At 39.8% G+C, this 20,857-nt stretch carries 23 protein-coding genes; 11 read left to right on the forward strand and 12 right to left on the reverse strand.

Annotated elements, in window-relative coordinates:
* Positions 1–74: 74 nt before the first annotated feature.
* From U1E44_RS13815 to U1E44_RS13830, 4 genes are all read left to right on the forward strand, one after another.
* Positions 75–329: a DUF3098 domain-containing protein gene (locus tag U1E44_RS13815; protein WP_322931690.1), complete on the forward strand. Its 255-nt coding sequence runs from the start codon at positions 75–77 to the stop codon at positions 327–329.
* A 3-nt stretch (positions 330–332) separates the two neighbouring features.
* Positions 333–1,118, forward strand: coding sequence for an undecaprenyl-diphosphate phosphatase (locus U1E44_RS13820; protein ID WP_322931691.1), 786 nt, complete (start codon positions 333–335; stop codon positions 1,116–1,118).
* Positions 1,118–1,825 carry a tRNA pseudouridine(55) synthase TruB gene (gene truB, locus U1E44_RS13825; protein WP_322931692.1) on the forward strand — a complete coding sequence of 236 codons (708 nt, stop codon included), beginning with the start codon at positions 1,118–1,120 and terminating at the stop codon, positions 1,823–1,825. The genes U1E44_RS13820 and truB overlap by 1 nt, the downstream gene beginning before the upstream one ends.
* A 71-nt stretch (positions 1,826–1,896) precedes the next feature.
* Positions 1,897–2,619, forward strand: coding sequence for a hypothetical protein (locus U1E44_RS13830; RefSeq protein ID WP_322931693.1), 723 nt, complete (start codon positions 1,897–1,899; stop codon positions 2,617–2,619).
* Positions 2,620–2,956: 337 nt separating this feature from the next.
* Here U1E44_RS13830 and U1E44_RS13835 read toward each other — a convergent pair whose 3' ends face one another.
* Positions 2,957–3,514: a peroxiredoxin-like family protein gene (locus U1E44_RS13835; protein ID WP_322931694.1), complete on the reverse strand. Its 558-nt coding sequence runs from the start codon at positions 3,512–3,514 to the stop codon at positions 2,957–2,959.
* 124 nt (positions 3,515–3,638) lie between these two features.
* Between U1E44_RS13835 and U1E44_RS13840 the strand changes: the two genes are divergently transcribed.
* The gene (locus U1E44_RS13840) at positions 3,639–4,202 is read left to right on the forward strand and encodes a DNA-3-methyladenine glycosylase I (RefSeq protein ID WP_322931695.1); all 564 of its coding nucleotides are present in this window, start codon (positions 3,639–3,641) and stop codon (positions 4,200–4,202) included.
* Positions 4,189–4,770 carry a hypothetical protein gene (locus tag U1E44_RS13845; protein ID WP_322931696.1) on the forward strand — a complete coding sequence of 194 codons (582 nt, stop codon included), beginning with the start codon at positions 4,189–4,191 and terminating at the stop codon, positions 4,768–4,770. Before U1E44_RS13840 ends, U1E44_RS13845 begins: the two co-directional genes overlap by 14 nt.
* Before the next feature lie 39 nt (positions 4,771–4,809).
* Here the strand turns inward: U1E44_RS13845 and U1E44_RS13850 are convergent, their stop codons facing one another.
* The 7 genes from U1E44_RS13850 to U1E44_RS13880 form a co-directional block, all read right to left on the reverse strand.
* Positions 4,810–6,210: a TolC family protein gene (locus U1E44_RS13850; RefSeq protein WP_322931697.1), complete on the reverse strand. Its 1,401-nt coding sequence runs from the start codon at positions 6,208–6,210 to the stop codon at positions 4,810–4,812.
* Positions 6,211–6,212: 2 nt separating this feature from the next.
* On the reverse strand, positions 6,213–7,568 hold the full coding sequence (locus tag U1E44_RS13855) for an HlyD family secretion protein (protein WP_322931698.1): 1,356 nt from the start codon (positions 7,566–7,568) through the stop codon (positions 6,213–6,215).
* Positions 7,569–9,254, reverse strand: coding sequence for a peptidase domain-containing ABC transporter (locus tag U1E44_RS13860; RefSeq protein ID WP_322931699.1), 1,686 nt, complete (start codon positions 9,252–9,254; stop codon positions 7,569–7,571).
* Entirely contained in the window at positions 9,255–9,932 is a 678-nt protein-coding gene (locus U1E44_RS13865) for a TetR/AcrR family transcriptional regulator (protein ID WP_322931700.1), read from the reverse strand. It abuts the gene before it with no gap.
* Between the two features lie 755 nt (positions 9,933–10,687).
* Entirely contained in the window at positions 10,688–11,356 is a 669-nt protein-coding gene (gene aat / locus U1E44_RS13870; RefSeq protein WP_322931701.1) for a leucyl/phenylalanyl-tRNA--protein transferase, read from the reverse strand.
* Between the two features lie 85 nt (positions 11,357–11,441).
* A complete protein-coding gene (locus tag U1E44_RS13875) occupies positions 11,442–11,819 on the reverse strand; it encodes a DUF3127 domain-containing protein (RefSeq protein WP_322931702.1) in 378 nt (125 codons plus the stop codon).
* Positions 11,820–11,825: 6 nt separating this feature from the next.
* On the reverse strand, positions 11,826–12,725 hold the full coding sequence (locus tag U1E44_RS13880; protein WP_322931703.1) for a flavin reductase family protein: 900 nt from the start codon (positions 12,723–12,725) through the stop codon (positions 11,826–11,828).
* Positions 12,726–12,816: 91 nt separating this feature from the next.
* Here U1E44_RS13880 and U1E44_RS13885 point away from each other — a divergent pair, with 91 nt between their 5' ends.
* The gene (locus tag U1E44_RS13885) at positions 12,817–13,965 is read left to right on the forward strand and encodes a HAMP domain-containing sensor histidine kinase (RefSeq protein ID WP_322931704.1); all 1,149 of its coding nucleotides are present in this window, start codon (positions 12,817–12,819) and stop codon (positions 13,963–13,965) included.
* 3 nt (positions 13,966–13,968) lie between these two features.
* Positions 13,969–14,325 (forward strand): hypothetical protein, encoded by a 357-nt coding sequence (locus tag U1E44_RS13890; protein WP_322931705.1) that lies wholly within the window; start codon positions 13,969–13,971, stop codon positions 14,323–14,325.
* Here the strand turns inward: U1E44_RS13890 and U1E44_RS13895 are convergent.
* Positions 14,312–14,704 (reverse strand): HIT family protein, encoded by a 393-nt coding sequence (locus tag U1E44_RS13895; RefSeq protein WP_322931706.1) that lies wholly within the window; start codon positions 14,702–14,704, stop codon positions 14,312–14,314. The two genes, U1E44_RS13890 and U1E44_RS13895, sit on opposite strands and share 14 nt — an antisense overlap.
* A 79-nt stretch (positions 14,705–14,783) precedes the next feature.
* Positions 14,784–15,257 carry a transcription elongation factor GreA gene (gene greA / locus U1E44_RS13900; protein ID WP_322931707.1) on the reverse strand — a complete coding sequence of 158 codons (474 nt, stop codon included), beginning with the start codon at positions 15,255–15,257 and terminating at the stop codon, positions 14,784–14,786.
* Between the two features lie 197 nt (positions 15,258–15,454).
* Here greA and U1E44_RS13905 point away from each other — a divergent pair, with 197 nt between their 5' ends.
* On the forward strand, positions 15,455–15,892 hold the full coding sequence (locus U1E44_RS13905) for a Rieske (2Fe-2S) protein (RefSeq protein WP_322931708.1): 438 nt from the start codon (positions 15,455–15,457) through the stop codon (positions 15,890–15,892).
* A gap of 200 nt (positions 15,893–16,092) precedes the next feature.
* Here U1E44_RS13905 and U1E44_RS13910 read toward each other — a convergent pair whose 3' ends face one another.
* The gene (locus tag U1E44_RS13910) at positions 16,093–17,199 is read right to left on the reverse strand and encodes a TolB family protein (RefSeq protein WP_322931709.1); all 1,107 of its coding nucleotides are present in this window, start codon (positions 17,197–17,199) and stop codon (positions 16,093–16,095) included.
* Positions 17,200–17,234: 35 nt separating this feature from the next.
* On the opposite strand from U1E44_RS13910, the gene U1E44_RS13915 reads away from it, so the two are divergent.
* Together U1E44_RS13915 and dusB are read left to right on the forward strand one after the other, a co-directional pair.
* Positions 17,235–18,458 carry a M20/M25/M40 family metallo-hydrolase gene (locus tag U1E44_RS13915; protein WP_322931710.1) on the forward strand — a complete coding sequence of 408 codons (1,224 nt, stop codon included), beginning with the start codon at positions 17,235–17,237 and terminating at the stop codon, positions 18,456–18,458.
* A 118-nt stretch (positions 18,459–18,576) separates the two neighbouring features.
* On the forward strand, positions 18,577–19,569 hold the full coding sequence (gene dusB, locus U1E44_RS13920; protein ID WP_322931711.1) for a tRNA dihydrouridine synthase DusB: 993 nt from the start codon (positions 18,577–18,579) through the stop codon (positions 19,567–19,569).
* Positions 19,570–19,647: 78 nt separating this feature from the next.
* On the opposite strand, the gene U1E44_RS13925 is transcribed toward dusB, so the two are convergent.
* Positions 19,648–20,856, reverse strand: coding sequence for an ABC transporter permease (locus U1E44_RS13925; RefSeq protein WP_322931712.1), 1,209 nt, complete (start codon positions 20,854–20,856; stop codon positions 19,648–19,650).
* Position 20,857 lies beyond the last annotated feature (1 nt).

Genomic DNA, 20,857 nt, shown 5'->3' on the forward strand with positions numbered 1-20,857 from the left:
GGCAATTAACTCTTGCTTTTTTACGAAACAGTTTCCTACATGGAGCACTAAATTTTTGACGTAAAGCAATTCCAGTGAAAAAAAATAAAAACACAGAAAACCATAAAGAATTCATCTTCCAAAAAAAGAATTATATGTTCATGTTTTTAGGAATAGGTTTTATCATATTAGGCTTTATTCTTATGAGTGGTGGCGGTAACAACGATCCCAATGTATTTAGCACCGATATTTACAATTTTAGAAGAATACGTTTGGCACCTACATTGGTACTCATAGGACTCGGAATAGAAGTATATGCCATTTTGTTAAATCCGCATAAGAAGAAATAGATTTTGGATATATTACAAGCTGTTATCCTAGCCATTATTGAAGGTATTACAGAATTTTTGCCTGTATCCTCTACAGGACACATGATCATCGCTTCGTCCTTCTTTGGTATTGCACAAGATGAATTTACCAAACTATTTACCATCGTTATTCAACTGGGCACCATCCTTTCCGTAATTGTACTCTATTTTAAACGGTTTTTTCAACGTGTAGATTTTTATTATAAACTCTTTGTGGCTTTTTTACCAGCCGTGTTTTTTGGATTGTTATTGAGCAATTGGATTAATCTGCTTCTAGAAAACCCAATCACCGTTGCGCTATCGCTGGTCATTGGTGGTGTTGTACTCTTAAAAGTAGACGATTGGTTTGGCGATGCCACAAATACGGAAATCTCCTATGCCATGGCCTTCAAAATAGGGCTTTTTCAATGTTTGGCAATGATTCCGGGTGTTTCGCGAAGCGGCGCAAGCATTGTGGGTGGTATGTCTCAAAAACTTTCGCGCACAGCAGCAGCCGAATTTTCGTTTTTTCTTGCTGTTCCTACCATGTTAGGAGCCACATTAAAGAAAACTTACGATTATTACAACAGTGGGTTTACGCTTAGCCAAGAGCAGATTCACTTATTAATCATTGGTAATGTCGTGGGTTTTGTTGTTGCTCTTTTGGCTATAAAAACGTTTATAGATTATTTAGGAAAGCACGGTTTCAGAGTTTTTGGCATCTACAGAATTAGTGTGGGTATTGCGCTTTTACTGATCCATTACTTCATTACTCCCCTAACTGTGATCTAATGACCGCCGCAGACTTTTTAGAAGGACAGGTACTGCTTATAGACAAACCCATAGGCTGGACTTCATTTCAAGCCGTAAACACCCTAAAATGGGCGATTCGAAAAAAATTCAACCTTAAAAAGATAAAAATAGGCCATGCCGGAACGTTAGATCCTTTGGCCACAGGCCTTTTGTTGATCTGTACCGGGACGTTCACCAAAAACATAACCCAGTTGCAAGACCAAGCCAAGGAATATACAGGCACAATAAGGTTGGGAGCCACTACCCCATCCTACGATCTGGAAACGGAAATAGACATGGAATATCCTACAGAACACATTACAGAAGATCTTATTTACCATACAGTTTCGTCTTTTGTAGGCAAAATTACCCAGACTCCCCCTCTATTTTCCGCATTAAAAAAAGAAGGGAAACGGCTCTATGAATATGCCCGCGAAGGCAAAAGCGTTGCCATACCCACTCGAGAAATCACTATTTCCGAGTTCGAAATTACCGGCATACACCTACCTCAGATAGATTTTAGAATTGTCTGTAGTAAAGGCACATACGTGCGTTCATTAGCATACGACTTTGGAAAAGCATTAAATTCTGGAGCCCACTTAGTGGCTTTACGGAGAACCAAAATAGGCAATTACAACGTAGATAATGCAATAGCGCCACATGTTTTCAGGGAAAATACGTTGGGAATGGATGCGCCGAATACGTAATTAATAACCCAGTTTTGATCCTTTTTTGCGAATTATTAAAATAATTTCGAAAAAAAAAGGTTATTAGCACTATGCAATTAAATAGAAGTCAATTATCTTTTTTAATAACCTTCTTCTCCATGTCGTTGGTAGTCTTAGGACTTTATTCCATTCATTTAGGAGAAACGTTGGAAGAAGAATACGTTATTGAATTGAGTTTGATGGATGATGAGGAACTGGAAAAAATACTAGAAGAAGAACAGGCCAAGGCAGAAATGACTCAGGCCCATCCTATTAAAAGCCATTTAGCCTTTAATGAAACTGCAAAGCCAAGTTTGGGCAGCCCGGAACCCTTAAAAACATTGGACGAAATTTTGGCCGAAAAAGAAACAGCCTCTGAAAGCGATGATGCCGGAGATTCCGAAGATACAGGGTACGCCGAGGCATTACGGGAACTTGCAAAAAAAAGGGAGGAAAAAAGAAAACTATTGGGAGAAAAAGAGGCGCAAAAAGAAGCTCCCACCCACAATTTCGCAAAACGCAATACCTCTATCTCCTACTCCTTGGTAGAACGAACACATCGCAGATTGCCAATCCCTATTTACACGTGTATCGAAGGAGGAAAGGTGGTTATTAATATTAAGGTTGATGCGCTGGGCTTTGTCACTGAAGCTACTGCCAACACCAATAGTTCCACAACCCTCAACGGGTGTTTGGTAGACAATGCAATCGCCTATGCCTTACAATCTAAGTTTGACACATCGGATAAGGCCATTCAATTAGGTACCATCACTTATCTTTTTCAATCTAAGTAAAGCAGGGAAATATACCGGAACCCCTTCTAAACTGGGCAAGTTTCGCCTATCTGCACTGACAGCCATATAACCCCCAACATATGCATCACCGCTAACAACAAAATCAACTTCAATAAAAAATTTCTTGAAACTGACTATCCCCAAGGCAAGCCATAGGAGTATACTTCTACTGCGCTCAGTACGAGTTTCGCCAGTTTCATTTTGACCTAAAGGTCAAAAACCGAAATTTTATATTTTACCTCACCCTGAACTGCAAAAAGGCAGTTATGACCTCTCCAAAGGAGCGGTAAATAGGAAACCCCGACCCAAGGTTCGGGAAATCTTTAGATTAAAAAAACTAAGGCAAATTGGCCACAATATCGGCTACAGAGGACCTTTTCTTATAGTCGGGATTAAAATGCCGCCACACAATCACGCCGTCCGTATCTAAGATAAATGTGGCGGGTATGGGTAATTGTTCGCTGTCGTCAGAATGCGCCTGCTTTAGTTTAGCCCCGAGCATGGTATTGTACATTACTTTATGCAGGGTGCTTGGCTTAAAGTGCACATCGAATAATTTGGAAATGGTATAGTTTTCATCGTACAACAGGCGAAAAGAAACATCAGTTTTTTCGGCAGTACGTCTTAAAAACTCTGATTTTTCGGGAGAAATGGCAACTACTTGAGCCCCTTTATCAAATATTTTTTTTAAATTTTTCTCCAACTCCTTAAGATGCGAATTGCAAATAGGACACCAATGTCCTCTGTAAAAAATAAGTACTAAAGATCCCTTTTTTAACGTATCCGAAAGATCAAAAGACGCACCGTGCAGGTCGGTAGCCTGAAAATTCTTTACTTTTTCTCCTACTTGCAACCCCTTGGCTTCCTTTGCGGTTCTAAAATTAGTTTCGCTCATTGCTACTATTTTTATTAAAATTTAAGTGTGTAATTAAAATGTAATTTGTAATTTTATTGCCCTCCCCATTTCTGTCGAATAGTATCTACTTTAATTACAGGATTAACTCTGGAAAAAGCAGTATATGCAAAGGCAAAAATGTGGCTGGTGTTTAGGTGATTCGCTCTACGAGAATTATCACGATACAGAATGGGGCGTACCTGTTAAGGACGACGCAAAACTATTTGAGTTCCTTATTTTAGAAACTTTTCAGGCAGGTCTAAGTTGGATTACCATTCTGCGAAAACGAGAAAATTTTAGAATTGCCTTTGACCATTTCGACTATCTGAAAATTTCAAACTACAACGCTTCAAAGATAGAGGCACTTCTCCAAAATGAGGGCATCATAAGAAACAAACTAAAGGTACATGCCACAGTAACCAATGCGCAAGCCTTTATAAAAATCCAGAAAGAATTTGGTAGTTTCAGTGCCTATATATGGGGGTTTATTCAAGGAAAACCCATTAAAAACAAACTAACCAATTATAAATTAGCAGCACCAAACACACCCATTTCCGATAAAATTAGCAAAGATTTAAAGGCCCGCGGTTTTAAGTTTGTGGGCAGCACCGTAATATATGCCCTTATGCAAGCCACGGGCATGGTTAATGATCACGAAATAAATTGTTTTAGATATGAAGAAGTTTAGCACCATACCCCTAGTTCTTTTTATAATGATAAGTACTACGATGGTTTCGCAACAAAAAGTGGAACGGGAACACAGAATTCGAAAATGTCAGTTTCCTAATTTCGACACAGCCTTATTGATACCGGAGAGTAAAGAAGTACGATTTTATCAGGAAATAGATTCCACCAAGACTATCTATACCCTGAAATTTAAAAAAGACAGGTTGCACTATCATTTTGATCTTACCGAACAGGGAATTCCGGAAATTACCGGTTTTCAAGTAAAAGAAGTAGATATCCCCAATGAAACCTATGCAAAAATAGACGCTTACCTAAAAAAAACGTTTGGCAAGGTGGCCGTGCGGCGTATTCTACAGCAATACCCTGTGGAAAATTCTGAAAACATAGAAAAAACCGTAAAGGAAACATTTCAAAATCTGATGCTTCCCCATACCACCTATGAGTTTATGGTGACCGGAAAAATGCCGGATCAGGAACGGAGTACGTATGAGATTGTTTTTGACGCCGAGGGGGAGTTACAACAATTTAGAATGGCATTACCTACCAATTACGACCATGTCCTTTATTAGTGTAACATGTGCGCTGCCATATTAAAAATAGGATTGCCATTACAGATTTAAAGGATCGAGAGCCAAACTGTTGAATAATTTTGCCTTAGCACTTAAATACTTATATTCTATTTCAATTTGTTTCAATTCTGCGGAAATAAGTTGACTTTCTCGAGTATTGATTAGAAATAAGGAACTTTCGCCAAAACTAAATTTACGCTCCTCGGCCGCCAAAAGCATATCGTAATTTGTAACGATTTCGCGGCTAAGTTGATCTTGCCTTTCAAAGGATTGCAGTTCGGTGTAAATGGCCAATACTTTATTTCTAATTTCTAAACGGGTATTGTCTAATTCATATTCCGTATCTCGCAATTTAAACTTTGCCAATTTAAGATCGCCGCGTTCCTTTCGTAGAAAAAGAGGAAAAACAAAATTAAGGCCACCCTTGTATTCTTGTGTTAAAAACGTACTACTGTTAGTTGGGCTCTCGGTTAAAAAATTGTATTCCACATCAATTTTGGGAAGCAATTTGTTTGCTTTCAGATTCTTATCTACCCTTAGACCTTCCATTTTAAACCCAAGCGAACGTAATTTTGGGTGATTTTCTAAGGTGAAACTATCCAATGGTTTCCCTAATATTTCGAGTGTAATGTCTACCTCATTTTTCAGCTGCACATCAGGAACCACATTCGGCTGTAATTCCATAGGAATATTATCGCCAATCCATAAAAAATTAGAGAGCTGTAAGGCCCTATTTTGAAGCGCAACATTGGCTTGCTCCAAGTTAAGTGCTCTGGTTTGATAGGCAATTTTGGCCTCTACGGTGTCTATGGCTGCTATGTCACCGGCAGTTGCACTCGTTTCAATGGCTTTTAAACGCAGTTGTGCATTTTCCAAAAAATCGCGATACACATTGCGCTCCTTGTATGCTAAGAGCCAATTGAAATAAGCCATAGAGGCTTCAAACAAAATCTGGTTTACCAGCAACTCTCTATCGGCCCTGGTCTGTTCTAGAAAGAATTTCGCCTTTTTTAATGTAGCCATGCGGTCATTAATCCACAATCCCTGTCCCAATGCCAAAGACACGCCGGCGCTATACAAGCCATCTTCGGGCAAACTTTCTGCGTTATTCAAAAATTCGCCATCATTTTGCTCAAAATTCCCCTTTAATTCTAATCCGTACCAGGTAGGGATTTTAAAAGTTGCATTAAATCGATCCCAATATTCTGTTCCTTTAAACTGTTTTCTGTCGTAATCTACTTCAATTTTAGGATCGAAACCGCCTCTGGATTTCAGTAAATTGGCTTGCCCCATACTCACCACAAGGTTGGCTTGCTTTGCAATAGGATGGTGTTTTTTTACGTATCCCAAATACTCATTAAAGGACAGCACCAAGGTATCCTGTGCAAATAGGCTTCCTGCAAAAACCCAAACCAGAAAAAAGATAAACATTTTCCTCATAGTTACTTTTTTGTTTTGGACGCTTCATCAACCGTTTGCGGCAAATAATATTCCGGAGGAAAACCATTAATTTGTCGCCATAACTCAAACCAAATAGGCACATCCTTTAGCAATGACATGGTATTAGCGCCTGAACCAGCTCTAATTTCTTGTGGCCATGGATTGTCTTCGGGATCGGGAGCTAAAAGCACCCGATATTTACCGTTTTCACTAATAAAGCGTTCAATAGCGTAAATTTTGGCTCCATAGGTTCCAAAAGAAATATTAGGCCAACCGCTAAAAACGATGGCGGGCCAACCATCAAAAAGTACGCGTGCTTTTTCGCCCACATGTAATAAGGGAAGATCTATGGGATTTACATAAGTCTCTACGGCCAACTCAATGTCTGAAGGCATAATCCCCACAAGACGATCGCCCTCTTTAAACGTTTCTCCTATTCCGGATTGAAGTGCTCTATTTATATACCCACTTTGGGGCGCCAAAATAAAATACATATCTCTCCGCATTTCATAGTTTGCAAACTCGTTTTCTAGTTTTGTAACTTGGGCTTCGGAGTCGTATTGCGACGATTGGGCCGTGTACATATCACTTTGGGCCTTGGAAATTTTATCGATATATTCTGCATCGACCCTGCTTAGTTCCATCTTCGCATTAATGACCTCATTTTTAGAGGACAACAATTTATTTTCTTGCGAAATACGTTTTGCTTGAGTCTCCTGCAATTTTAAGCGTTTGTCTTCTACATCCGTTACCGCTTTGAGTCCTTCTTCCTGTAACTGTAGCGTACGGTTATATTGACGCTCCGCAATGATTAAATTTGTTTTTGCAGCCTCAAAATCGATACTATCGCTTTGCACTTTTAAAGTGGCTTGTAATAATTTGTTTTTGGCTTGTTCTTGCTTCAATCTTCGTTCATTACCCAATGCCACTATTTGATTTTCTAGGGCTTTTACTTTATTTCCGTAGGATTGTACGGCCATGGTTTTTACGCGAACCTGATCTCCTGTGCGTTCTACCAGTTTTGGATCGAAATATTCATTCTTAACTTCTGAAATATGAAGAATAGTATCTCCTTTTTCTACATAATCTCCTTCAGTAACATACCATTTTTCAATACGTCCCGGAATGGGCGACTGAATAGTTTGAGGCCGTTGATCCGGTTTAAGTGTAGTTACAAAACCTGTTCCTCGCACATTCTGTGTCCAAGGAAGGAATAAAAATAACAGTCCAAAGAGCGAAAAGCCCAACAAAAACTTATTAATGAGACCGTAATGGCGCTTGTGAAACACGGTCTTTCCAGACTCAAAGACAGATAAATCTACCTCTCTATTGAGTTTATTGTGGGATATATTTAGCATTTAATTTCCTTTTTTAGCCTTATAATCATCAATTAATTTTCCATTTGCCAATTTTAAAGTACGGTCCGTAACCAAGCCCCATCTCGGGTTTTTGCTAATAACAATAAGGGACCACGGATTTGAAGGATCTACTAAATAGTCCATGATGGTATTGGCCTCTAATTCATCTATTTGATCTAAAGGTTCTTTTAGCAATAAAAGCTTTGGTTTTCTGACAAGACTTCGTGCCAAAATTATTTTTTTTCCTACACTTGAAGGAATGTGCTGCCCTTCAGGGAAAATCGTGGTATGGATGCCCTTAGATTGTTTTTTAACAAATTCCGTGAGACCCGTTTTTTCCAAAACCTGCGCGACATCCGCATTCGAAATACGTTTGTCCCCAAAAGTAATGTTGTCTAGGATGGTACCTTCAAAAGGGGTTTCAGTTAAAAGAACAAATCCGAGCATAGACCGATAATGATTTAAATTAATTCCTATTAAATCTCTGTTATTGATGTAAATAGTGCCCTTTGTAGGGGTTATTAACCCGCCAATTAATTGAAGTAATGTTGTTTTTCCGGAACTACTTGCACTAGGAATCCATATTTTAGAGTTTGGCGGTATGATCATCGAAACATCTGCTACCGCCAGTTGATCTGTACCTTCAATTTTATACGAAACATCCTTTAATTCTATGGTAAGTGGGTCATCATCCCATTGCGGTTTATCGCCCGTCTGAGCTTCCAAATCTTTATCGACTACCTGTCCTAATTTTTCTAGGGATGTAAGTAGATCATAAAAAGTTTCTAACCTAAAGATCAGTTTTTCTACAGAATTGATTACCAATAAAATTATAATCTCTGCTGCCACAAATTGGCCAATATTCATTTGCTGATTCAGTACCAGTAAGCCCCCAATAAGAAGCAGACCGGCGGTTACCAGCACTTTAAACCCGATCATTTGTATAAACTGAATCACCAGTATTCTAAAATGACTTTCTCGTGCTTTTAGATATTCTAGAACCAGCGCATCACTTTTGTCCATGGCATGAGAGGTTTTACCCGATATTTTAAAAGCGGTGATAGATCGGGCTATTTCCTGTATCCAATGGGCTACTTTATACTTTTGCTTAGACTCATCCAAACTGGTATTAAGTCCTTTTTCGGCTGTAAATTTAAAGACCACATAGACCAAAGCCACCAACATAAAACCGTATAAAATAAAAAATGGATGGTAAAAGGACAATAACATGAGTCCAAACAAAATTTGCAGTGCGGCAGCCGGAACATCGACCAAAATCTTAGAAAAGCTCTTTTGAACAGTTAGCGTATCAAAGAACCTATTGGCCAATTCGGGAGGATATTGAAACCCGAAAGCTTCCATTTTTATTTTTGGAAACCGGTGGGCAAATTCAAAAGCAGATCGGGTAAATATCTTTTGTTGAATGTTTTCTATAATTCGTATCTGCATTAATTGCAATACCCCTGCAAAAGCAACTCCTAAAGTCACCAACACAACTAAGACAATCCATGAGGTACTCATCTGCGCCCCTTGTATTAAATTAATAATGGCTTGTATGCCTAACGGAAGGGATAGATTTACCAATCCGACAAAAATGGCATAATACAAGATTTGCAAAATGTCTTTCTTATCTAGGGCAACTAGTCCTTTGAACCTTTCCCAAGAAGTAAGTATTGTTTTCGCCATTTAGTTTCGGTTTAAGGTTCTAAATACCAAATCGGTATAAAATGAAGTGGGTGTAAAACTCTTTTTGCAATTGGTAAGGGATGGAAAATGATCCATTAAAAAATGCTGATGCAACCCGCCTTCCACCACATTGCTCGATAGGCTTAACGGATAAGGATAATCTGCATCTACAGCTTCTATCATTTTTGCCAAACGGTTTACCAAACGTTTGTATATTACAAAATAGCCTTCCTCATTTTCCGCATCTACTTCCTTCGTTAAATACGATTTAGAAAATTCATTGATCATTATCTTGGTTAACTTCGTATGATTGATAGAGCCCCCTGTAGCATTTTGTTCCTTTAATTTGGTCACAATAGATATGGCCATTCTTAATTTTTCTTCTGGATCAGGGATACTATTGGTAGCAAAAACCAACTGATACTCCATCCAACCCCAATACCAGGACACTAAATAGAGTAAAAACTTATGTTTACTTTCAAAATAGCGATATATGGAACTTTCATTAGAGCCGATTTGTTCCCCGAGTTTTTTAAATGTAAACGCTTCAAATCCCACCTCGTGGATCATTGAAATGCCATTTAAAAGAATACGCCTTCCCAATTCGGAAGACTCGGGATCCTTCAAATAGATTTTTTCATTGATCCCAATTTTAACAGATTGCATGAGCTGTTCCATACGATATTACTTTCTAGACTACAAATATAATCGCATAATTAATAGTTTTACTATTAAAGTATGATATATTAACTATTATTTAACGATAGTATTACATTTATTTGGGCTGTTACGAGCGTTAATAATCTGATTTACAACATTTTTTATAATAAAAAATTTCTTGAAAATGACTATCCCCAAGGCAAGCCACAAGGGTATACTTCTACTGCGCTCAGCACGGGTTTCGCCAGTTTCATTTTGGTCTTTGGGCCAAAAACCGATATGTTGTATTTTACCTTACCCGGAACTGCAAAAAGGCAGTTCCGATCGCTCCAAAGGAGCCGTAAATAGGAAACCCCGACCCAAGGGTCGGGGAATCTTTAGATTGAATTAAAATTGATTAATCCAGTACTATGCACACTCAAAAAGAAGGTAAAAGTGTAAAGGGAACAGCTTTTTGAATTTAAAAATCTGGTTTTCCTGGCTCTTTGGGCAGATAAAACACTTCTGAGTTCAGAATCTCGCTAATGCATTTTAGATGAATCGCACTAAGCCTGCGAAACCAATACGAAGTACTTTGTTGTGCGCCAAACAAGCTAAAACCCCTTGAAGGATCTCATCAAGGTGCGAAACACAAGGTTAAAGCGACAAGTGCAGAACTCCATCTTTCATTTAAGAATAAAAACCACTGTATATTTTGTGCGTTTTGCTTGTGTAGCTCTTGTAGTGTTGTGCCGCATACGTATCTACAAATGCGACCCGAGGATCTATGTGGTTTACGTGCCCTTTTGGAGTACGTCTAAAAAGTATTTTCGAGCTATGGAACGTGCCCCCATACGCTCTAAATGGGGCGTGTACATTTGACAATCTATAAGGTGGTAGTTCTTGTGCTGAAGGTGCTGGGCTAATTTAATTAAGGCGAACTTAGACGCATTGCTTGTGCTGCTAAACATACTTTCTCCACAAAAAACGTGACCCAAATCCAAGCCGTAAAGTCCGCCCACCAATGTACCATTCTGCCACACTTCATACGATTTGGCCCAACCCATATGAAAGAGCCTTAGGTAGGCTGTTTTCATTTCCGCACTAAGCCAAGTGCCTTCTTGACCCGTTCGGGGTACGGAAGCACATTGCTCTAGCACCTCGGAAAAACAGCGGTTTTGAGTGAGCTCAAACTGGCGACTGTGAATTACTTTTTGCATACTCTTAGAAACCCTAATTTCTTCGGGATACAGCACCATTCGGGGATCGGGACTCCACCAAAGAATGGGCGAATCTGCACTATACCACGGAAAAATACCCTTTTGATAGGCTGCTAAAATGCGTTCAGGATCTAAATCGCCACCCACAGCTACTAATCCATCGGATGTAGCATGTTCCACCGACGGAAACCACAAGCGTTCTGTGAGAAAAGTAATGGTTTGTTTACTACCTTCAGTTTTCAAAACCGTAACGATTTAGTAATTCACAGCACTGTAATCATCCATCAAAATGGCTGTCGATTTTTAAGCAGTCGTAACCTGTTAGTGGTTAAAAAGGAAGGTCGTCATGCTCTTCTTCATTGATGTCGTCTACCGGTTCAAAAGCTTCCAAAGGCGGTACAGGCGGCATTTGACCGGGTGCTGCCTCTGCCTGAACTTTTTCTATACGCCATCCCTGTATAGAATTAAAATATTTGGTCTCGCCCTGAGGGTTTACCCATTCTCTACCTCGAAGATTTATACTTATTTTTACTTCCTGCCCTACCGCAACACTGTTTAAAAGGTCGCATTTGTCTTGAACAAATTCTACCATAATATGCTGCGGGTATTGCTCGTCTGTGGTTACTACCACCTCCCGCTTGCGAAACCCATTGGTTCCAAAAGTTTGGGTATCCCCAACCATTTTTACTGTTCCTTGTACTTCCATTTTCTTTTAATTTGATAGTAATACTTTCCATGCGGAAAGTACATCTTTTTTTTGTAAATAATCCTGTGCTTTTAAATGCAGTTGTGTTTCATTATAGGTACTTATGATGGACTGAATTTCGGTGTTTTCAGTTACAAATTGGTGAATTTCATCTGCGGTAGGTACTTGCGCTACATTGGCTAACATTCCTAAATCATTTCCTGTTAAAACCCTGCTTAACCTAATGCGGGTGGGGATTCCATCGAAACCTATCCCTGCTGTAGAAAGAGGTTTCGGCACTTCAAAAAGCCCCGTTTTAGCCCTGCTATACCAATTTGCCCCCATACGAGCTACTAGGTCTATTTTATAGGGGTCTATACTTCCCTGCGCTCCCAGAACATCCGCATGTATATGTATTCTGAGTACCTCCGAAAAAATAAGATTTCCTGCTCCGCCGTTTGTTCCCAATGGCTCTATTTTAGTGACCTTACACTCAAACTGTACCGGACTTTCTGCCACCCTGAATGGGTTTACAATGGCAGAGGCCAACATGGTAAATCCTGCCTTTACAAACTCATTCTCGCCTTCGGCGTAGTCCGTACTGGCTAAAGACGTTTGTTGTACCATGTCATAATTAACCACATTAATCACCACTTCTTTAGTATCCAAAACATTTTGCAACGTGTGTTTTGTGCTATTATCTCTAACTCTTCTGGCAGGAGAAAATATAAGGATGGGCGGGTTGCTACTAAACACATTAAAAAAACTAAAAGGGGCAAGATTAGGAACTCCTTCCCTATTTAATGTGCTTGCCAACGCAATAGGTCTAGGCCCTACAGCCCCCAATAAATAACCTTGCAACGCTACGGTTGAAACTTCTTTAGGGTTTATGGAAACGATTTTGGACATAGGTGTACAAAGGTACATAAATTGTACGCTTTATGAAACCATACCCCAAGGCGTAACAGAATATCTTGTTGTAATTTCCGTTATCTTTAGGCATTATTAATTTGCTTGAATGCCTTTACAACTAAAAAAGAAAACGGCCAATATTTTCCTATTGCTCTCGGCTTTTACCATCGTGAGCCTTATCCTTTGGAACACCAATAGTTTTTTTAAAAAGTTTAAAGAGGAAGAGCGATACAAAATGGAAATATGGGCCACTGCGCAATCAGAGTTTCTGGCATCATCTGAAGATATGGACTTGGGCAATTTGCATGTGAAAATCTTTCAAAACAACACTTCAACACCCATGATTCTTGTAAACAAGAACGGCACGGTAAAGGTGAATAATATGCCTTTGGAGCTTGCGCAGGACAGTGTTTTACTTCAAAAAAAAATTGCGCTATTTCAGGAAGAAAACAATCCTATTTCCATAGAAGATAAGGGCGAACCACTTGCAACCCTATACTACGGCAATTCTGAGGTACTCAATAAACTAAAATATTATCCCATTGCATTACTCCTTATCATTCTGCTTTTCGGGACTGTTATTTTCTTCTTCTTTAAAACCAACAAAGCTTCCGAACAAAACAAATTATGGGCAGGCATGGCCAAGGAAACTGCGCATCAGATAGGAACACCGCTTTCTTCCCTTTTGGGATGGAATGAGTTGCTAAAATCTGAACACATTAGCAAAGACATTACCGACGAAATTGAAAAAGACATTTCTCGGCTGCAGACCATAACCGACCGCTTTTCAAAAATTGGCTCTAGCCCCAAATTACATGAGTATGACATTGTTGTCGAAACTAAAATGGCTTTTGATTATTTGAAACTGAGGAGTTCTAAACTTATCCAATTTACTTTTCATTCGGAGGTGCCCTATTTACCGGTGCTTTTAAACCAGTCTTTATACCATTGGACCATAGAAAATTTAGTTAAAAACGGAATTGATGCCATGCGGGGAAAAGGAGACATCCGTATCGAAATTATTCCCGATGGAAAACAGGTAAATGTTATGGTGGCCGATACCGGTCACGGTATTCCGAAAAGTGATTTTCAGAACATTTTTAAGCCTGGGGTTACCTCAAAAAAAAGAGGTTGGGGTTTGGGTCTTTCTTTGGTGAAACGTATCGTAGAGGACTATCACAATGGAAAGGTAAAAGTCCTTTTTTCGAACAAAGAAGGAACGATTATGCAAATTTCGTTAAAAATAAATACGTAGCGCATGGCAATTGAAAAATTAGAGATTATCAAGGAGGCCGATCTATCTAATAACTGTCCGGAATGTTTTAATCAGGAATTAAAACTTAGGTTTTTCCAAAAACACCGATTGGGTCTTTTCATGCATCGGACTTCAAATGAAGTAACGCATGAAATGAAATGCAAAAAATGCCTTACCACCATTTATCCTTCAGATTGGACAGCGGACATAGAACGTGTCTTTGACTATTACGAAAAAACCGTAGTGCCCGAAAAATCTAAGGTGCAATTTACGAAACTCTTCTTCGCATTGCTGCTGATTCTTATTGCAGTTATAGCTGCTCTAGGCTATGCATTTATATTGAACCTTATTCCAAATTAGCCCTTATCTTTTGGGCCAATTCTGCAAATTCCTCAGGGCTCAGACTTACTTTGTGCTGAAAGGTAGCATCTTTCATGCTAGTTAAAGGAATAAGGTGTACGTGTACATGGGGAACTTCTAAGCCAATTACGGACATCCCTACCCGTTTACAATGGACCGACTTTTCCAAAGCTCTACCCACTTTTCTCGAAAAAGCCATGAGCCCCATATAGGTGGCTTCATCCAAATCGAACAACTTGTTTTCTTCTTTTTTAGGAATACACAAGGTATGCCCCTTGGCGTTGGGGTTTATATCTAGAAAAGCATAAAAATGAGCGTCTTCTGCGATTTTATAGGAAGGGATTTCTCCGTTGACAATTTTAGTGAAGATACTGGCCATAGTGCATTTTACTACCAAATTAAACTTCCTACACCTACCCATATCCGAAACATTATTTGGAATACGAGTGGATTGATTCTTATCTTGAAATTTCTAAAATATCGAATCTTAAGGTACCATTTGGCACCTGTATTTCGGCTGTTTCGCCAACTTTTTTTCCTAATAACCCTTTTCCAATAGGTGAGCTAACCGAAATTTTACCGGCTTTTAAATCCGCTTCGCTTTCGGCTACTAAGGTATAGGTCATAACCATGCCATTGGTTTGGTTTTTTAGCTTAACGGTAGATAGCACCAAAACTTTGGAGGTATCCAATTGCGATTCGTCTATGAGTCTGGCCGTAGAAACGACCTCCTCCATTTTGGCGATTTTCAGTTCCAAGAGACCCTGCGCCTCCTTGGCGGCATCATATTCTGCATTTTCAGACAAGTCTCCCTTATCTCTTGCCTCTGCAATGGCCTGCGATGCTTTGGGACGTTCCACATCTCTAAGATAGTTTAATTCATCTTTAAGTTTTTTAAGCCCTTCTGCGGTATAATACGATACGTTGCCCATAACTCCTGTGTTTAATAAATAGGAAAATCCTCTTTTTTATAGAGGATTTAAGACAAATATACATAATTTTTGTTCAATTTTGTTTCCGTTAACCTCTGAACAGATCAAATTTTGTTGCTTCGGTTACCCGTTTCTTCCTAAATGGAATATTTGCGGTAGCTTTATGCATCTTACATCATATGACCCCCTTACAACCTATGAAGCGCATTGTAGTGAAATTCTTATTCATCTTACTCCTATCTTGCAGTAACGATACTAGCAATCGGAATCCCTTTTTACAAGAATTTGGATTCCGTTTTGATCTAAACCTGAACCTTCCCTTATACAGTCCTTTGACCAACACCGGAAACGCTGTTTTTATTGGTAATCAAGGAGTTGGTATTCGCGGGGTATTTGTGATGAATGTGGGCTTTAACCAATTCCGAGCCTTTGAAGCCACAGATCCGAACCATGCCCCTAATAGTTGTTCTACCATGGATTTAAACGGACAAACGGCCGTGTGTCCTTGCGAACAATATGAGTACAGTTTGTTTACAGGACAAATGCTAAACAGACCCGACGATGGCCAAAGACGTTTTGATATGCTGGAATACCGCACCCGATTTAGCGGTAATGTGGTGAGCGTTTCCAATTAAAACTTCCTTGAATTTTAGAATATAAAACCATCCTTCGTTTTTAATGGCAAACCCAAGGATAATGTCGTTATTTTACGAAAGTCAAGAAAGGCTACATCCATTTCAAAAAAACGTCCACTTTCAAAAGTATCCATGCTTAGCCATTGGCGGCATCTCTTCTCCCACTAATTTTAATTCTTAGCAGAGCTTCTAAGGCATATTTACTCCTGCCACTCGGCAATGAAAAGATTGGTGTCTCGTGTGCCTCCATTATTACGATTACTAGAAAAAGCCAAATACTTGCCGTTGTTAGAAAAGACCGGAAAGGCATCAAATGTTTCCCCGTGCGTAATGCGCTTTAAATTTTTCCCATCAATATCAATCATATACAGGTTAAATGGGAAGCCTTTTTCGGCCTCAAAGTTACTAGAGAACAGAACTTTCTTTCCGGAAGGATGAAAAAACGGACTCCAATTGGCATTGCCTAAAAAGGTAAGTTGTTTTAGGTCGCTACCATCCGCATTACAGATAAAAAGTTCCATATCGGTGGGCTCTACCAAGCCTTCCGCTAATAACTCTTTATACTTTTTTATGGCTTCAAGGGTTTTTGGACGCGAGGCTCTGAAGATTAGTTTGGTGCCATCCGGGGAAAAGAAAGCACCCCCATCATACCCCAATTCATCAGTGATTTGTTGTACATTGCTACCATCCAAATTCATAGTATATAATTCAAGATCACCGCTTCGCATAGACGTAAACACAATTTTATCGCCTATGGGAGAAACCGTTGCCTCGGCATCGTAGCCCGGTTCTTTTGTGAGTTGCGTAACGATGTTGCCCTCTAAATCAGCCACAAAAATATCGAACGAATCATATACAGGCCACACATAGTCGCCATTTTTTCGCAGTGGCACTTCGGGGCAGGCCTCGTCGGCCAAATGGGTAGAGCCATACACAAAATGGGTGTTGTCTGGCAGAAAATAGGCACAGGTAGTACGACCCAAACCGGTGCTCACCATGGGAGGTTTGGTCTCCTTAAAAGATTCAGATATCCCCATTACAAACATTTGATCGCATTCTAAGCCCCATTCACTGTTATTCGATTGAAATATAAGTTTACTGTCGTCAAAACTCCAATAGGCTTCGGCATTATCGCCTCCAAAGGTAATTTGCCGTATGCTTTTAAAATGTTTCTCTTCAGGATAAATCAACGAATCCTCTCCGGCCATAAGGGTATTCCTTGGCTTCGGATCTATATCGGTTTTCTTAGGCTCTGTTTTGCAACTGCTTAAAACTATTAAATAGCATAGTACGACAATGATTCTCATGGAGATGCGTATTTTTACACAAAAATAATTTAAAAATGATCCAAAGAAGGTTATTTATCTGCTTTTTGTTCGTGCTCGTGGCATGCAAAAAAGAAAGACCAACATCGGTAACGCTTAACGACGATGTTACTTTTCTGGCCAGCGATGCACTGAAAGGTAGGGAAACCGGTACAGAAAGTGAACTCATGGCCGCCAATTATATTCAAAAACGAATGCAGTCCATGGGATTGCAACCAAAGGGCATGGCAGGCACCTATTTTCAGACCTTTACCTTTAAGCCAAAAAAGGATCCGCATAGCGAGGTGCACTACGGTAATGGGGACAGCACTATAACCGGCACCAATGTAATCGGATTTATAGATCATAAGGCCGAAAACACCATTGTCATTGGGGCACATTACGACCATTTAGGTATGGGTGGCGAAGGTTCTTTGCATAGGGAAGGCCAAGCCATACACAATGGCGCCGATGACAATGCCAGTGGTGTCGCCGTATTATTGCAACTGGCAGAAAAATTAAAGCAAATTCCCGCAAGGCATAATTATCTTTTTTTGGCTTTTTCGGGCGAAGAAATGGGTTTATTGGGCAGCAATTATTTTGTAAAAAACCCTACGATCAACCTTTCTAAGGTAAATTGTATGTTGAATATGGATATGGTAGGCCGTTTGCGAGAAGACATAACCTTATCTATAAGTGGCACAGGTACCGCTACCCTGTGGGAACAGATAGTGCAAACCACAAATCCCGGATTTAAATTGGTCTTACAACAGTCCGGTGTTGGGCCTTCAGATCATACTTCCTTTTATTTGCAAGACATTCCGGTGCTTCACTTTTTTACCGGACAACATGAGGATTATCATAAACCTTCGGACGACAGTGAAAAATTGAATTATGAAGGCATGCAGTTACTAACAGACTACATAACCGCTATCCTAATGGAAGTAGACCAAGCGCCGAAACTCGCTTTCCGAAAAACTAAAAATGAAAGTGAAGAAGTTCCCCGTTTTAAAGTGGGTCTTGGTGTGGTACCCGATTATTTGTTTGATGGAAAAGGAATGCGTATTGATGGGGTAAGCGAAGACAAACCGGCCCAGAAAGCTGGGCTCCAAAAAGGAGACATCGTACTACAATTGGGAGACAGTATTGTAGTAAATATGATGAGCTATATGAGGGCGTTGTCCGCTTTTAAAGAAGGAGATAAAACCAAGGTCATCGTAGATAGAAACGGAAGTGCACTTGAGGTGGATATCGCTTTTTAAGCTCCTGCTAAAAGTGCTGCAGCAGCCCTATTGTAGTGTTTTGTCTTAGATTGCTTTTTAAGCTTGAACTTGATTCCTTCCCTTTTTTGTCTAAATTTGCACCCTTAAACGAAACAAGTTGCCTAACATAGGAAACATACAATTGCCTGAATTCCCCTTGCTTCTCGCTCCCATGGAAGATGTAAGCGACCCTCCTTTTCGTGCCCTTTGTAAAGAACATGGTGCCGATGTGGTGTATACCGAATTTATTTCCTCGGAGGGGCTTATTCGCGACGCTGCAAAAAGTGTCATAAAACTAGATATTTATGAAAAGGAACGCCCGGTAGGCATCCAAATTTTTGGAGCGGAAATGCAATCCATGTTGCAAGCTATATCGATTGTGGAAAAATCTAATCCGGATATTATCGATATTAATTTTGGCTGTCCCGTAAAAAAGGTAGTCTGTAAAAATGCCGGAGCGGGTATTTTAAAAGACATTCCACTAATGGTAAAGCTTACGGAAGCTATGGTAAAACATACCCATCTTCCGGTAACCGTAAAAACCCGTCTAGGATGGGATGCCGACTCCATTAAAATTGTAGAAGTTGCGGAGCGTTTGCAAGATGTAGGGATAAAAGCCATCTCAATTCATGGCAGAACCCGGGTACAAATGTACAAGGGGGAGGCCAATTGGGACCCAATTGCCGAGGTAAAGAACAATCCTAGAATGCACATTCCTGTCTTTGGCAACGGAGATGTAGATTCCCCGGAAATGGCCAAGAAAATGCGCGATGAATACGGCCTAGACGGCGCCATGATTGGTAGAGCCAGTATTGGATACCCTTGGTTTTTTAATGAGGTGAAGCACTATTTTAAAACCGGAACGCATTTGGCTCCTCCAAGTTTAGAAGAACGTGTGCATGCGGCACGTAGGCATTTAGAAATGGCTATTGCTTGGAAAGGCGAAAAACTGGGAGTTTTTGAAACCCGAAGACACTATACCAATTATTTTAAGGGCATTCCCAACTTTAAAGAATACCGAATGAAAATGGTTACCAGCGATGCCTCGGAAGATGTGTTTGATGCCTTTGATGCCGTTTTAGAAAATTTTGCCGATTTTCAGTTTGCTTAGAACATCGATTAGGTTTTTCATTCCATAGAGCACCAACAATAGATCGCTTTAAAATCGATGTTTTACAAAAAAGTGTTGCTAGGAAGTGATCAACTTTTTGGAAATCCTACTACTCGCAATCTTAGAGGCTATCACCCCCAACACCACAATAGTAGCCAAAACAATAAGTACGTTTATCAGTTGATATTCTACCGGATACGCCAATGAAGGCGTTATTTTAAGCCAACCAAACGCAATTTGCGACCAAATAAGCACAGAGGCCAATCCAACTCCAATAAGACCTCCGGCACTGGTGACTAAAATGCCTTGCACAAAGTAAATGCGACGCAATTCCGTAATCGTTGTGCCCAAATTGTACAACGTTTTAGAATTTTGCTGTTTGTCTAAAATCATCATAATAATGGCTCCCACTACATTAAATAATGCAATGATGAGCACCAAGGTAAAAATGAGATATGTAGCCAAATTTTCGGTATTAAGCATACGGTATAAGGTACTATTGAGCTCTCTTCGATTCTGCACCGAGACACGATCACCGAATAGTGTTTTTAATTGTTCTTGTATACTTTTTGAATTTCCCCCGTGAATAATTTTAAAATTTAGACCCGAAACCTGTGTGCTATCTTTTTCCAGCAAGGCCTGCACCAAACCCAAATCTGTAAACACATATTTTTTATCTAAATGCTCTTCTACGGCATAGATGCCACTAATAACCAATGGCAGCTCATTATAAGGCTTGGCATTGAGCCCTTGTTGAGAGAAACCACCTTTGCCGGGTTTTGGGGCCAAAATTACGAGCGGACTTTGATAATTATCGGTGGTAAGACCTAAGAGGTTGGCAATACCAATACCCACCACACCCTGCTGCTGCGCGATATACCATTCCCCAAAATATAAGGTACTATCCACCGCAGTAACTTTAGCATAAAGACTATCTACGCCTTTAATATAGGCCACATGACTTTTTTGACGATGTGTTAGATATACCCGCTCTTCTAATTCTTTAGAGAAATGAAGCACCCCTTCCATTTTATGCAGTTGTTCTTCTTGTTCCGGTGTTATCGAAAAAAATTTACCGCTCGCAGGAAGTGCTTTTAAATCGGGGTCGAAGGTATTGCTGAATGAAAGGCTAAATGTTTTAAGTCCAGCAAACCCCGAAAGCACAATAAAAAGGGCTGCGGAACCAATGACGATAACCAAAAAGGTAATAAAATTTATGATGTTAACGGCATTTTGGCTGCTCTTAGACCGAACATACCGCTTTGCTATGTAGAAGGGAAAATTCAAG

This window comes from Aurantibrevibacter litoralis (genome assembly GCF_034651555.1).
Classification (GTDB): Bacteria; Bacteroidota; Bacteroidia; order Flavobacteriales; family Flavobacteriaceae; genus Aurantibrevibacter; species Aurantibrevibacter litoralis.